The 13,908-nt window shown below is 54.8% G+C and carries 11 protein-coding genes and 4 tRNA genes; 1 reads left to right on the top strand and 14 read right to left on the bottom strand.

The features are described 5' to 3' along the window. Positions 1-8: 8 nt before the first annotated feature. From VV869_RS08965 to VV869_RS08915, 11 genes are all read right to left on the bottom strand, one after another. Positions 9-254, bottom strand: a complete 246-nt coding sequence (locus tag VV869_RS08965; RefSeq protein WP_337734613.1) for an oxaloacetate decarboxylase subunit gamma — start codon at positions 252-254, stop codon at positions 9-11. A 460-nt stretch (positions 255-714) separates the two neighbouring features. Beyond that, positions 715-791 (bottom strand) — tRNA-Arg (locus VV869_RS08960). Positions 792-839: 48 nt separating this feature from the next. Continuing rightward, positions 840-916 (bottom strand) — tRNA-Arg (locus VV869_RS08955). A 52-nt stretch (positions 917-968) separates the two neighbouring features. Then, positions 969-1,045: transfer RNA gene (locus VV869_RS08950), tRNA-Arg, on the bottom strand. 31 nt (positions 1,046-1,076) lie between these two features. Next, positions 1,077-1,169, bottom strand: a tRNA-Ser gene (locus tag VV869_RS08945). A 224-nt stretch (positions 1,170-1,393) separates the two neighbouring features. Next, complete coding sequence (gene csrA / locus VV869_RS08940; RefSeq protein WP_036818084.1) at positions 1,394-1,591, bottom strand: carbon storage regulator CsrA; 198 nt, start codon at positions 1,589-1,591, stop codon at positions 1,394-1,396. An 86-nt stretch (positions 1,592-1,677) separates the two neighbouring features. Next, positions 1,678-2,874 (bottom strand): aspartate kinase, encoded by a 1,197-nt coding sequence (locus tag VV869_RS08935; RefSeq protein ID WP_337734612.1) that lies wholly within the window; start codon positions 2,872-2,874, stop codon positions 1,678-1,680. Positions 2,875-2,932: 58 nt separating this feature from the next. After that, the gene (gene alaS / locus VV869_RS08930) at positions 2,933-5,557 is read right to left on the bottom strand and encodes an alanine--tRNA ligase (protein ID WP_337734611.1); all 2,625 of its coding nucleotides are present in this window, start codon (positions 5,555-5,557) and stop codon (positions 2,933-2,935) included. A gap of 257 nt (positions 5,558-5,814) precedes the next feature. Next, entirely contained in the window at positions 5,815-6,276 is a 462-nt protein-coding gene (gene recX / locus VV869_RS08925; RefSeq protein WP_337734610.1) for a recombination regulator RecX, read from the bottom strand. Between the two features lie 169 nt (positions 6,277-6,445). Beyond that, positions 6,446-7,507, bottom strand: a complete 1,062-nt coding sequence (gene recA / locus VV869_RS08920; protein WP_337734609.1) for a recombinase RecA — start codon at positions 7,505-7,507, stop codon at positions 6,446-6,448. A gap of 133 nt (positions 7,508-7,640) precedes the next feature. Beyond that, positions 7,641-8,132 carry a CinA family protein gene (locus VV869_RS08915; RefSeq protein WP_337734608.1) on the bottom strand — a complete coding sequence of 164 codons (492 nt, stop codon included), beginning with the start codon at positions 8,130-8,132 and terminating at the stop codon, positions 7,641-7,643. Between the two features lie 493 nt (positions 8,133-8,625). Here VV869_RS08915 and mutS point away from each other — a divergent pair, with 493 nt between their 5' ends. Further along, the gene (mutS, locus tag VV869_RS08910) at positions 8,626-11,199 is read left to right on the top strand and encodes a DNA mismatch repair protein MutS (protein WP_337734607.1); all 2,574 of its coding nucleotides are present in this window, start codon (positions 8,626-8,628) and stop codon (positions 11,197-11,199) included. 78 nt (positions 11,200-11,277) lie between these two features. Here mutS and rpoS read toward each other — a convergent pair whose 3' ends face one another. From rpoS to VV869_RS08895, 3 genes are read right to left on the bottom strand one after another with little or no spacing between them, the layout of a single operon-like run. Next, positions 11,278-12,273: an RNA polymerase sigma factor RpoS gene (gene rpoS / locus VV869_RS08905; protein WP_337734606.1), complete on the bottom strand. Its 996-nt coding sequence runs from the start codon at positions 12,271-12,273 to the stop codon at positions 11,278-11,280. Between the two features lie 56 nt (positions 12,274-12,329). Then, positions 12,330-13,271 carry a murein hydrolase activator NlpD gene (gene nlpD / locus VV869_RS08900; protein ID WP_337734605.1) on the bottom strand — a complete coding sequence of 314 codons (942 nt, stop codon included), beginning with the start codon at positions 13,269-13,271 and terminating at the stop codon, positions 12,330-12,332. Between the two features lie 6 nt (positions 13,272-13,277). Then, complete coding sequence (locus tag VV869_RS08895) at positions 13,278-13,907, bottom strand: protein-L-isoaspartate(D-aspartate) O-methyltransferase (RefSeq protein ID WP_337734604.1); 630 nt, start codon at positions 13,905-13,907, stop codon at positions 13,278-13,280. Between the last annotated feature and the right edge of the window lies 1 nt (position 13,908).

Below are 13,908 nucleotides of genomic sequence, written 5' to 3'. Positions count from 1 at the left end.
CCTGAATGTCAGCGGTGACGTTGACGGTATTGATGTACCGCAGCGGTGATGGCGGCAACGACATCCGCTTGGACACCGGTTTGGGTATGAGCAACGGCTGGCGCAGGCTGAGATGCCGACAGGTCATCTTTGGGCGCGACTTTGGCGAGCAGTTGCACGAGAAAGATCAGGACGCTGAGAAAGGCAAAGACAACCACCATCCCGGTGATCATGATTGTCGCGGCCTCCCACAGCAGACTACCTAAATCTGCCATTATTGATTCCTTTCATAACGAGTGCTTGGCTGGCTAAGAATTAACACGAGCGGTCAAAATATGTCAAATTGATTCACAGTTTAAGCGCTGATATCTGCATTTAACCTCAATTTACGCCGCATTGGCATCATTTTGTTAACATTATTGCGAAATCAACATAACACACTGAATTTCAATCGCTCTTAAGACCGAGACAGGGGCTGAGGGAAGAAGGAAGTACATCAGGGGAATGAAGGATATGCATCTGAAAATCCACAGCATTTGCAAATCAATGAGCCAATTATTCCTCACTAACTAGTTGATTATATTGATAGCAAACCGGGACGCGCGATGAAAGCGGGGAGCATTTCGGCAATAGATCATCTCGTTACTTCATATAGCAAAATAAACAGTTCTGATCGATTTTCAGAATAAAGCGCAGAAAATAAAAAAGCCCGGCCAAAGGCCGGGCTTGATAAGATGGCGCGCTCGGGAGGATTCGAACCTCCGACCGCCTGGTTCGTAGCCAGGTACTCTATCCAGCTGAGCTACGAGCGCACGCTTAATCTCGGTATTTCACAACGTCAGAGCGTTGCCAAAGCAATATGGCGCGTCCGGGAGGATTCGAACCTCCGACCGCCTGGTTCGTAGCCAGGTACTCTATCCAGCTGAGCTACGAGCGCACACTTAATTCGGTTTGTCAGACAGACAACTCCGTCCTGTCTGTATAAATAATGGCGCGTCCGGGAGGATTCGAACCTCCGCCCGCCTGGTTCGTAGCCAGGTACTCTATCCCGCTGAGCTACGGACGCGCAATGCAAGGGCCATTCGATATAAAAGGAATGGCGGTGAAGGAGGGATTCGAACCCTCGATACGGCTATAAACCGTATACTCCCTTAGCAGGGGAGCGCCTTCAGCCTCTCGGCCACCTCACCGTCTTGCGGGGGCTCATATTACTGCCACCCGAAAATAAGTCAAACACTTTATTGTCAAAAAATAACATTGCCTGCGCAGATGGATACTAAATAGCCAACCCGACAATTTATCCAACATCACTTGAACAGTATCGCATTTGATTTCAATAAAATAACATAACAAGCGAGGAACGCCAGCCTGCAATAATTACAAAAAAGGCCAGCCTAGGCCGACCTTTTCCGAATCAGTAGTTGCCCGATCCCTGTGAACCGGTTTCTTTTTCTGCTTGAATACGCATGTAGATTTCTTCACGGTGCACAGAAACTTCTTTTGGTGCATTTACACCAATGCGAACCTGATTCCCTTTCACGCCAAGAACAGTGACGGTTACTTCGTCACCAATCATTAGCGTCTCACCTACGCGACGTGTCAAAATAAGCATTCGTGTGCTCCTTGAGTATTCTCAGTTTTATAAGCGTTTAATGTTTATTATCCAACAATATTTACGAAATCGTAAATATTCACTGCTCAAGAAACAGCGAGAAGCGGTCGATTATCCAGACTTTCGGCTTCGACCACAAACCTTTTATGGACAATATTGACAGCCAACTGTTGATCACTGTCGCTCACCAGCAGAGAGAGACAATGCGCTGAGCACATATGCTGTCGCACGGTGATACCGGCCTCCGCTAAGACAGCGCACACCGGATCCACCAGAGCCACAACCCCATTTCCAACCAGCGACAAAGTCGCAACGCCGGCCAGCGGCTGCATCTTATGCTCCAGCACCAGCTCCAAACGAGCCAGTTGCTCATTGGCTGTCACTAATTGCGTTGTATGGTTCTCGGTCGGTTGACACCAACACGCCAGACCAAACAAGTTGAGCTGATCCTGCAGCTCTGCAATTGGCATGGCCACTTCCAGCAAGGTTTGCTGGCCTTTCAGAGCCACCCCAACCACCTCAGTTGACACCCGGGAGTCAAAACTCACCAGTGTTCCGTTCCCCTCTTCAAACGAAGACAGGACCCTCAACGGGACACCGTTTTCTCTCGCATGCTCAACTGATTGTAATTGTAGCACTTTCGCGCCATTTCGTGCCATTGACGTCATATCGTCAAAATGCACGACGTCCAGACGACGAGCGTCCGGCTCAATCCGCGGATCGCAGGTATACACCCCGTCCACATCGGTAAAGATCTGACATTCATCCGCGTGTAAAGCGCCTGCCAGTGCAACGGCCGTGGTATCGGAACCACCGCGCCCCAGGGTTGTTATCTCCCTTTCGTCACTAATGCCTTGAAATCCAGCTACTATCACAACTTTGTCTTGTGCCAGTAACTGTTGAATAGGACGAGGATCAATATGGGTTATGCTCGCATCACTGAACGTACTGTCCGTTTCGATGCCAGCCTGCCAACCGGTCAATGACACGGCGGGCTGTCCCATCTTATTCAACATCATCGCGAGTAAAGCCATTGAGACTTGTTCACCCGCCGACAAGAGAACATCAAGTTCTCGCGCTGCAGGCACAGCATCGATTTGCTGTGCAAGGCCCAGGAGACGATTCGTCTCACCAGACATGGCCGAAACAACTACGACGAGTTGATGGCCTTCACTTTTAGCTTTCATGACCTGCTTGGCTACAGCCTCAATTCGCTCAATCGAACCAACTGATGTTCCACCAAACTTTTGCACTATTAGCGATTCACGCGCAATCTGCGTCACTTTACTTCACCTTCCTGGGGCTTGTACCCCGTTGCCAAACATAGCGGTAAAGAGCGCCTTAGAGGCGCTCCGCGATCCATGCCTGTGCAGATTCTAGCGCTGCCGGAAGCGCTGATACATCAGTGCCCCCCGCCTGTGCCATATCCGGACGGCCGCCGCCTTTACCACCCACTTGCTGAGCCACCATGTTGACCAGTTCACCAGCTTTCACTTTGCCGATCAGGTCCTTGGTTACCCCTGCGATTAGTCCGACTTTGTCGTCGCTGGCATTACCCAGTACCACAATGCCGCTGCCAAGCTGGTTCTTCAGCTCGTCCACCATGCCACGAAGGGCTTTGTTGTCCGCACCATCCAGCTTCGCCACCAATACTTTTACGCCATTAATTTCTTGCGCCTGGTTGATCAGGCCCGCACTTTCCTGCGCCGCCAGTTTGTCTTTCAGCTGCTGGATCTCTTTTTCCAGCTGCTTATTCTGGGCGACCAGTGCGCTGACTTTCGTAACCACCGATGCGCTGTCTGATTTCACCAGACCTGCTGTTTCTGTCAGCAACGACTCTTGCGCATGCAGCGCTTCAATCGCGGCTGCGCCCGTGACCGCCTCAATCCGACGGATACCAGCGGCAATCCCGCCTTCCGAGACAATCTTGAACAGGCCGATATCACCGGTGTTGCTGGCGTGAATACCACCACACAGCTCCGTCGAGAAGTCGCCCATGCTCAGCACGCGCACTTCATCGTCATATTTCTCGCCAAACAGGGCCATCGCGCCTTTCTGCTTGGCCGCTTCAATGTCCATCAACTCAGTTTCGATGGCATGATTCAAACGGATCTGGGCATTGACCATCCGCTCCACTTCGCGCAGTTGCGCCGGCTTGACCGCTTCCAGGTGCGAGAAGTCAAAACGCAGCCCTTCCGGTTTCACCAGCGAGCCCTTCTGTGTCACATGCTCACCAAGCAGCTTACGCAGTGCCGCGTGCAACAGGTGTGTCGCTGAGTGGTTCAGGCTGATCGCGCCGCGACGCTCGGCGTCGACCTCTGCGGTCACCGTTTCACCGACACGCAGGCTGCCTTCACTCAGAGTGCCCTGATGGCCAATCGCGTCACCAAACTTCTGCGTATCCGCAACGCTGAACAGACCACCCGCAGCCTTCAGGCTTCCGGCATCCCCGCACTGACCACCCGATTCCGCATAAAATGGCGTGTTATCCAGCACAACCAGGGCTTCATCGCCAGCCTGAATGGACTCTACCGCTTCACCGTCGCGATACAGGGCAATCACCTCACCCTCACCTTGCGTACCGGTATAGCCGCAAAATTCAGTGTTCGCATCCACCTTAATCACGTCGTTGTAGTCAACGCCGAACTGACCGGCTTCACGAGCGCGCTGACGCTGGGCTTCCATCGCATTGTTGAAGCCTTCTTCATCAATCGAGAAGCCACGCTCGCGGGCAACGTCGTTGGTCAGATCCGCCGGGAAACCATAGGTGTCGTACAGCTTAAATACGGTGTCGCCATCAAGCTCTTTGCCGTCAAGGTTATCCAGCGCCTCGTTCAGAATTGTCATCCCGCGGTCAAGCGTCCGGCCGAAGTTCTCTTCTTCGATCTTCAGCACTTTCTCAACCATCGCCTGCTGTTTCTTCAGCTCCGCACCAGCGGTGCCCATGATTTCAGCCAGCGGCCCTACCAGTTTGTAGAAGAACGCGCCTTTGGCACCCAGCTTGTTGCCGTGACGCACCGCGCGACGGATAATACGGCGTAGCACATAGCCTCGACCTTCATTCGATGGCATCACGCCATCGACGATCAGGTACGCACAAGAACGGATATGGTCCGCCACAACACGCAATGACTGGTTCGACAAATCATCATGGCCAATCACGGCTGCAGCTTCTTTGATCAGGGTCTGGAAGATATCAATTTCATAGTTCGAGTGAACGCCCTGCATGATCGCGGCGATGCGCTCAATCCCCATCCCGGTATCGACCGATGGTTTCGGCAGCGGCTCCATAGTGCCGTCAGCCTGGCGGTTGAACTGCATAAAGACGTTGTTCCAGATCTCGATGAAACGGTCACCGTCTTCTTCTGGTGTGCCCGGACGGCCACCCCAGATATGCTCACCGTGGTCGTAGAAAATTTCAGTACATGGGCCACACGGACCGGTATCGCCCATCTGCCAGAAGTTATCAGACTCGTACGCCTTACCGTCTTCCTTGTCACCGATGCGCACAATGCGATCCGCCGGAATGCCGACGTCTTTGTTCCAGATGTCAAACGCTTCATCATCGGTTTCGTAGACAGTCACCAGCAGACGGTCTTGCGGCAGTTTCAGGACGTCCGTCAGAAACTCCCAGGCATACTTGATCGCATCTTGTTTGAAGTAATCCCCAAAGCTGAAGTTGCCCAGCATTTCAAAGAATGTGTGATGACGGGCCGTAAAGCCGACGTTCTCCAGGTCGTTGTGTTTCCCCCCGGCACGAACACAGCGCTGAGCCGTCGTTGCGCGCGAGTAGCTACGCTTTTCCAGGCCTAGAAATGTATCTTTGAATTGGTTCATACCTGCGTTGGTAAACAACAATGTCGGGTCATTGGCAGGTACAAGAGAAGAGCTTTCGACGATCTGGTGACCTTTGCTCTCAAAAAATGCAAGAAACGCACGGCGAATCTCATCAGTGCTCATGTACATGGGAAAATCCTGAATAAATACTTTTATAAATACTGAAAAGCCGCGTCAGTGCGACTACAACCTGTCACCCACAACCCCGCTTCGGGCACGGGATAAATACGCTGGTCAGGTTCTAAAATAAAATCTTTGCCGACCATTGTAAAACAAGGGTGGGGGCTACGGGAAATGTTATGTTAAGAATTGTTGTAAATTAACTGGACGGCCATCCACCCGAAAACGCCGATGAGCAGCCTGCCAAACGGCAATTTCATGAAAAATCAGAAGGCTTCATCATTACCCAGCGCGTACTGGATTTGGTCAAAGTCAAACCCCCGATATTGCAGAAAACGAAAGCGGCGGGCTTTCTCTTTCGGGGTATCGGCAGCTTCCTCACCAAATTTACGTCGGGCAATGTCGCGGGCTTGCTCATACCAGTCGTGTTCACACGCGTCCAGCGTCTGGCGAATAATGGTGTCATGGACACCTTTGAGCTTCATCTCCTGACGGATCCGCAGACTTCCCCACCCCTTCGCGATCCCGCTTCGTAGCATCATGCCGGCATAGCGGGCATCATCCAGCCAGTTGTAATCCTGGCAGTACGCAATGGCCTCAGCGACTTCCTCGGCACTGTAGCCCCGATTTTTCAGTTTCTGCCGCAACTCTTTTTCAGCATGGTCCCGGCGTGACAGATAACCGACGGCTGCTTCTTTCACCGTTTGTTTTGGTGGTACTTTTTTCATGTTGTTCCCCTTCGTCCCATCTCCAGACGCTCCGGCCGATAAAGACAAAACAGGCCTTGTACCCAGTACAAAGCCCGTCATTTTTGCCGCCTGACGCCCGGCGTCAGTCTGGTATTCAGGTTAGTAATTTTACCGCCCTGAACGCGGCTTCACTGTGTGTGCTCGAGAATCAGAACGCCTGATCTTCTTCGCTGTCAACCGGCTCTGGCTCTGCCACGCCCGCTTTTACATCTTCCGGCTTCACCGGCGTCAGCAGCAGTTCACGCAGCTTTTTGTCCAGCTCTTCAGCCAGCTCCGGGTGCTCGCCCAGGTATTTACAAGCATTGGCTTTACCCTGACCGATTTTGTCCCCTTTGTAGCTGTACCAGGCACCGGCTTTTTCGACCATCTTATGTTTCACGCCCAGATCCACCAGCTCGCCCAGGCGGTTAAAGCCCTGACCGTACAGGATCTGCGTTTCCGCTTGTTTAAACGGCGCCGCAATCTTGTTCTTCACGACCTTGATCCGAGTTTCGTTACCAACGACTTCCTCGCCATCTTTGATCGCACCGGTACGGCGGATGTCCAGACGAACCGACGCATAGAACTTCAAGGCGTTACCACCAGTGGTGGTTTCCGGGTTACCAAACATCACCCCGATCTTCATTCGGATCTGGTTGATGAAAATACACATACAGTTCGAGGCTTTCAGGTTCCCGGTGATCTTCCGCATCGCCTGAGACAACATCCGCGCCTGCAGACCCATGTGGCTGTCACCCATTTCCCCTTCGATCTCCGCTTTCGGCGTCAGAGCCGCAACGGAGTCCACAACCATGATGTCCACCGCACCGGAACGTGCCAGTGCATCGGCGATTTCCAGCGCCTGTTCACCGGTATCCGGTTGAGACACCAGCAGGTTATCAATGTCCACACCCAGTTTCTGGGCATATACCGGATCCAGCGCATGCTCAGCATCGATGAACGCACAGGTCTTGCCCTGGCGCTGCGCGGCAGCAATGACTTCAAGCGTCAGCGTTGTTTTACCTGAAGACTCAGGGCCGTAGATCTCAACGATACGTCCCATCGGCAGACCACCCGCGCCCAGAGCGATATCCAGCGACAGGGAGCCGGTAGACACAGTTTCAATATCCATCGTCCGGTTGTCGCCGAGCTTCATGATCGACCCTTTACCGAACTGCTTTTCAATCTGACCTAACGCGGCGGCAAGAGCCTTCTGCTTGTTGTCGTCCATTCGACTCTCCAACGGATGCTAAAGTAAAAAACGGTGCTTGTTTATGAAGCTTAGTATACTGTCTATTCATACAGTGTCTAGCGCTGGATCAAAATTTTTTCGATCGCCCGGCCAGACAATACGATACGCTGATTCAGTTCAGTTGCTGCAGACGTTGCAGCAGGCCAGTCAGCGCCTTTTCGACCGCCCGGGTGCGAACTGCCTGCCGGTCCCCGGCAAAATGGCAGGTTTCCGTGGCAAGCCACCCCGTCTGATCCGCCCAGGCAAAACACACAGTCCCGATCGGTTTGAGCACGCTGCCGCCGCCCGGACCGGCAATCCCGCTGACGGAGACGCTGATCGCTGCCGCCGAATGCGCCAGAGCACCGGTCGCCATCTGCGCGGCGACCGGCTCACTCACGGCGCCATGCTCGGCCAGCGTCGCCTCGGCCACACCGAGCATCTGTTGTTTGGCTTCATTGCTGTAGGTCACAAAGGCCCTGTCAAACCAGGCGGAACTGCCGGCAATCTCGGTGATTGCCATCGACACCCCACCACCGGTACAGGACTCTGCCGTCGTTGCCATCCAGCCTTGCCGGCTCAGCGCTGCACCCAGCTCCCGGGCCAGTTTCGCGATATCTGCCATCTGCTTGCCCACCTTTTGCAAAAGTTTGCCACACCATACGCTGCCGTCGCCCGGACAGCAAGCACCAGCCTAACCGCCAATAACGAAGTTGGACCCCGTTCAAAATGGGACCAATATGAGGGGGGAGTTCGACTTACGAAAAGGCCAAGGTCGTACGAACCACCTTGGCATCAGAGGAGGTTACAGCGACGGCTCCTGAGCATTCATTCCCTATACCTGATCCCCTAACTCCTGAGTCAGCCCAGTCAAGGGAACGCAGAAGCGCACCTTTCCTGATTGCTCTTTCTGAGTGCGATTTGATATCCTTCGGGGCTGTCTGTGGCCTGGCCGAAATCCGCCCACACACGTGTTGAAAGCGGTGCTGTCAACCCGGATGGTCCGGATGACATCGCGCATGTATCACACAATGTCGGGCTCCTTCCTCAGACGATGGCCATCGTGCACCCGCGGCTCCGACGACACCTGAAATCAGCATCATAGGAAATACAACACCATGACAACGAAAGATAATTTAACTAAACACACACCTATGATGCAGCAGTACCTGAGGATCAAAGCTGAAAATCCGGATGTGCTGCTGTTTTACCGCATGGGGGATTTTTACGAGCTGTTTTACGACGATGCCAAACAGGCATCCCAGTTGCTGGATATTTCCCTCACCAAACGCGGCGCATCCAATGGCCAGCCCATCCCAATGGCCGGGGTGCCTTATCATGCCGTCGAGGGCTATCTGGCCAAATTGGTGCAGCAAGGGGTGTCGGTGGCGATTTGTGAACAAATCGGCGATCCGGCCACCAGCAAAGGGCCGGTAGAACGTCAGGTGGTCCGCATCGTGACGCCGGGAACCGTGAGTGATGAGGCATTGCTCAACGAGCGCCGGGATAACCTCATCGCCGCGATTTACCAGAACAGCCAGGGGTTCGGCTATGCCACGCTGGATATCACCTCCGGCCGCTTTATGCTGACCGAGCCGGAAACCGAAGAAGCGATGCAGGCCGAGCTACAGCGCACCAGCCCGGCCGAGCTGCTGTACCCGGAAGATTTTGCCCTGCCCGGCCTGCTGCAACCGTTTAAAGGCAGTCGCCGGCGACCGGTCTGGGAATTCGACTTAGAGACGGCCCGCCAGCAGCTGACGATGCAGTTCGGCACCCGCGACCTGGTCGGGTTCGGCGTCGACAATGCCGAGCGTGGCCTGTGCGCCGCCGGCTGTTTGCTGCAATATGTTAAAGACACCCAACGCACTGCGCTGCCACACATTCGGGCGATCACCCAGGACACCCGAGATCACGCCGTGATCCTGGATGCCGCCACCCGCCGCAATCTGGAGCTGACCCAGAATCTGGCCGGCGGGTTCGACAATACGCTGGCGTCTGTCCTGGATCAGACCGCGACCCCGATGGGCAGCCGACTGCTCAAGCGCTGGCTGCACCAGCCGATCCGCGATCAGAAACAGCTCAACGCCCGTTTGGATGCCATCAGTGCCTTCAAAGACACCGGACTATTTACCGATGTGGCTGGCGTGCTACGCCATATGGGCGATCTGGAACGGATCCTGGCTCGCCTGGCCCTGCGCTCTGCCCGCCCACGCGATCTGGCCCGCATGCGCACCGCCCTGCAGCATCTGCCGGAGCTGGCCGACGTGCTGGCAGACAATGCTCAACCTCGCATTGGGGAGCTGGCCCAACTGGCCGCGCCGATGGATGAACTCTGCGAATTGCTTGAGCGCGCCATCATTGACAATCCGCCGGTGGTGATCCGCGACGGCGGCGTCCTGGCACCGGGATACAATGCCGAACTGGATGAATGGCGTGATCTGGCCGACGGGGCCACCAAGTTTCTTGAAGAGCTGGAAGCCAGCGAACGCGAACGCCATGATCTCGATACCCTGAAAGTCGGCTTCAACCAGGTCCACGGGTTCTATATCCAGGTGAGCCGCAGCCAGAGCCACCAGGTCCCGAGCCACTATGTTCGCCGCCAGACCCTGAAAAATGCCGAGCGCTATATTATTCCTGAGCTCAAAGCGCACGAAGATAAAGTGCTGAACTCCAAGTCCAAAGCACTGGCGCTGGAGAAAAAGCTGTGGGAAGAACTGTTTGATTTGCTGCTGCCACACTTGGAGCACTTACAAAATGCCGCCAGCGCCCTGTCGGAGCTGGATGTACTTACCAACCTGGCCGAGCGGGCAGACACGCTCAACTACTGCCGGCCACAGCTGAGCGAAACCGCCGGGATTGAAATCACCGCCGGGCGCCATCCCGTGGTTGAACAGGTGCTGAGTGAGCCGTTTATCGCCAACCCAATCTCGCTGCATCGGGATCGCCGGATGCTGATCATCACCGGACCGAACATGGGGGGTAAATCAACCTATATGCGCCAGACGGCCCTGATCGCCCTGATGGCCCATGTCGGCTCATTTGTCCCGGCAGAAGCGGTCACGATCGGTCCGCTGGATCGGATCTTCACCCGGATTGGCGCATCGGACGATCTGGCCTCCGGCCGCTCGACCTTCATGGTTGAGATGACCGAGACGGCCAATATTCTCCACAATGCGACGCCGAACAGCCTGGTGCTGATGGATGAAATTGGCCGGGGAACCAGCACCTACGACGGCCTGTCTCTGGCCTGGGCCAGTGCCGAGTGGCTGGCGGATAAAATCGCCGCCATGACCCTGTTCGCGACCCATTACTTTGAACTGACCGAGCTGCCGTCGCTGATGTCTGGCCTGGCCAACGTTCACCTGGATGCGGTCGAGCACGGTGATGAAATCGCCTTTATGCATGCCGTGCAGGAAGGGGCTGCCAGTAAATCCTTTGGTCTGGCCGTTGCCAGTCTGGCCGGTGTTCCGAAACCAGTGATCAAACGCGCCAAAACCAAACTGCAGCAATTGGAAGCCAGCGGCCATCAGCAAGCCGTGAACGCTCCCGGGACGGCGCCGAAAGCCGAGCACCAGCTGACCCTGCTGCCGGAGCCCAGCGAAGTGGAAACGGCGCTGGCGAACGTGAACCCGGATGAGCTGACGCCGCGCCAGGCGCTGGATGAGCTCTACCGCCTGAAAGCCTTGTTGTAAGGGCCAAACCACTGCGATCAAAAAAGGGTTGATGCCAACGCATCAACCCTTTTTGTTTGTCCTCAAATGAATCTCGACTTACAGCTGCTCTTGGTTAAACAGCGATTCGATATTCAGCCCCTGATGGGTCAGCATGTCGCGCAGGCGACGCAGCCCTTCAACCTGGATCTGACGGACCCGCTCCCGGGTCAGGCCGATTTCACGGCCCACATCTTCCAGAGTGGATGCTTCATACCCCAGTAGGCCAAAGCGACGCGCCAGTACTTCGCGCTGTTTCGGGTTCAGCTCTTGCAACCAGGTCACAATCGAGGCTTTGATATCATCATCCTGAGTGGACGTTTCCGGTCCGCCGCTCTTCTCATCCGGAATAATATCCAGCAGCGCTTTCTCCGAATCACCGCCGATCGGGTTGTCCACCGAGCCGACCCGCTCATTCAGGCGCAGCATCCGGTTGACATCATCGACCGACTTATCCAGTTTCAGCGCGATGTCTTCCGCAGTCGGTTCATGATCCAGCTTTTGCGCCAGTTCACGGGCTGTCCGTAGATAAACGTTCAGCTCTTTCACCACATGGATAGGCAGACGGATCGTCCGGGTCTGATTCATGATCGCCCGCTCAATGGTTTGTCGGATCCACCAGGTCGCATAGGTCGAAAACCGGAAGCCGCGCTCAGGATCGAATTTCTCCACCGCCCGGATCAACCCCAGGTTCCCTTCTTCAACCAGATCCAGCAGCGCCAGCCCCCGGTTGCTGTAACGCCGGGAAATTTTCACCACCAGGCGCAGGTTACTTTCGATCATCCGCTTGCGGGCAACCTCATCACCCCGGAGCGCCCGGCGAGCATACAAGACTTCCTCTTCCGCAGTCAGCAGAGGGGAAAAACCGATCTCTCCCAAGTACAACTGAGTCGCATCCAGGGCTTTCTGCGTGCCGCCGTATTGCGAAATATCGACATCATCGGTCGTCGTGTCTTCCTCAGCAGCTGCTTTGGTCTCGATCTCCTCCGCATCTAATTCAATATCATCTTCAAAATCGAAGTTGTCGATATCGGTCGCTGTATTGCTTCTACTCATAGCGCCTCCCAGATGGCGAGTTAGCAAAACATAGCAAAGTTACGGTGCCATGTTGTCTACTTGGGTAGGTACCGTAACGGGTTCACGGACTTACCTTTGTAACGGATCTCAAAATGCAGACGGACACTGTTGGTGCCACTGCTGCCCATGGCAGCAATTTTCTGTCCGGCCTGGACCGTCTGCTGCTCCTTGACCAGTATGGTGTCGTTGTGAGCATAGGCACTGAGATAGTCATCGTTGTGCTTAATGATCACCAGGTTGCCGTATCCACGCAGTGCATTCCCCGCATAGACGACGACCCCTGCGGCCGAGGCTTTCACGGTTTGTCCCCGCTGACCGGCAATATCTATTCCCTTATTGCCGTTTTCAGTATTGGAGAACTTCCCAACCACGCGCCCTCGAGTCGGCCATGACCAACGGGTCACCTTGTTACTTACCGGCTCCTTTTTTGTAACAACTTTGTTACCTTTGGAATTTTGAGAGTACTCTTTTGTGCGAGCCTGATCAACATCTTTATCGCTCGTTTTTTGCGCTGTTTTGCTGGGTTTTGGCTCATTTTTTGCCGCAGGCGGAACCGGATTCGGCTTAACGACCGGGGCCGGGGTTGGTTTCACCGCAGGCTTTTTCGGGGTACTGACTGTTTTTTCTGGGATTTTTACAGCCGATACCGTACCGGGCTTGCCAAAGGCAGGAGCCACATATTTCGGTTTCCACAGCTCAAGGGATTGTCCCGGGTAGATGGTGTAGGGCGGGGAAAGTTTGTTGGTGGCAATAATCTCTTCCACATCACGGCCGGTGATGTAAGAGATAAAGTACAGGGTATCGCCCTTTTTCACCTCGTAAAAACTACCACGGAAACTGCCGCGTTCCAGGCTGGCATAATCTTTTCCGATGCTGCTCACCGGTGCCGGGGAATGGTTGCTACAAGCCGACAGCAGCAACACCAGGGCTGCTACCGTTGTTTTTCGCCAAGCTACAGAGTTCACCGCCACCTTCATCGTTCGCTATGCCAACTCTCCGGCAATTAACGGCACGAAGCGGACGGCTTCAACATCAAGGTAGCTGAACTGATCGCCCTGACGCACAATCTGCTTGAGGACCTGAGACGCCTCACCGACCGGAATGATCAGCCGTCCCCCTTCTGCCAGTTGGGACAACAGTCCTACCGGAATACGCTCGGCAGCCGCCGTCACGATAATTGCGTCAAACGGCCCTTTGCTCGGCCATCCTTGCCAGCCGTCACCGTGCTTGGTCGAGATATTATGCAGATCCAGTTGCTTGAAGCGACGCTTGGCCTGCCATTGTAGGGCCTTGATCCGCTCTACCGAACACACGTGCTCTACCAGATGCGCCAGAACCGCGGTTTGATAGCCCGAGCCGGTACCGATTTCCAGCACCCGGGAGTCCGGCTGCAGAGCCAGCAGCTCAGTCATTTTGGCAACGATATAAGGCTGCGAGATCGTCTGGCCGTTGCCAATCGGCAGGGCATTGTTTTCATACGCTTTATGCGATAGCGCTTCATCGATGAACCGCTCGCGGGGAACCGCGTCCATCGCCTTGAGGACCCGCTCATCACGGATCCCCAACTGATGCAAAAATGTCAGCAGACTATGCCGCTCTTCCACATAGCGCATC

It is taken from the genome of Photobacterium sp. MCCC 1A19761 (assembly GCF_037389125.1).
Lineage (GTDB): Bacteria > Pseudomonadota > Gammaproteobacteria > Enterobacterales > Vibrionaceae > Photobacterium.
Note: the sequence above shows the minus strand (reverse complement) of the source record. Positions and strands in the feature narration are given on the sequence as shown.

Bases quoted from the DNA above. Each gene is read 5' to 3' on its own strand.
- VV869_RS08965 (WP_337734613.1), bottom strand. From the start codon at position 254: ATGGCAGATTTAGGTAGTCTGCTGTGGGAGGCCGCGACAATCATGATC.
- csrA (WP_036818084.1), bottom strand. From the start codon at position 1,591: ATGCTTATTTTGACACGTCGCGTAGGTGAGACGCTAATGATTGGTGAC.
- alaS (WP_337734611.1), bottom strand. From the start codon at position 5,557: ATGTACATGAGCACTGATGAGATTCGCCGTGCGTTTCTTGCATTTTTT.
- recX (WP_337734610.1), bottom strand. From the start codon at position 6,276: ATGAAAAAAGTACCACCAAAACAAACGGTGAAAGAAGCAGCCGTCGGT.
- recA (WP_337734609.1), bottom strand. From the start codon at position 7,507: ATGGACGACAACAAGCAGAAGGCTCTTGCCGCCGCGTTAGGTCAGATT.
- VV869_RS08915 (WP_337734608.1), bottom strand. From the start codon at position 8,132: ATGGCAGATATCGCGAAACTGGCCCGGGAGCTGGGTGCAGCGCTGAGC.
- mutS (WP_337734607.1), top strand. From the start codon at position 8,626: ATGACAACGAAAGATAATTTAACTAAACACACACCTATGATGCAGCAG.
- rpoS (WP_337734606.1), bottom strand. From the start codon at position 12,273: ATGAGTAGAAGCAATACAGCGACCGATATCGACAACTTCGATTTTGAA.
- nlpD (WP_337734605.1), bottom strand. From the start codon at position 13,271: ATGAAGGTGGCGGTGAACTCTGTAGCTTGGCGAAAAACAACGGTAGCA.
- VV869_RS08895 (WP_337734604.1), bottom strand. From the start codon at position 13,907: ATGCGCTATGTGGAAGAGCGGCATAGTCTGCTGACATTTTTGCATCAG.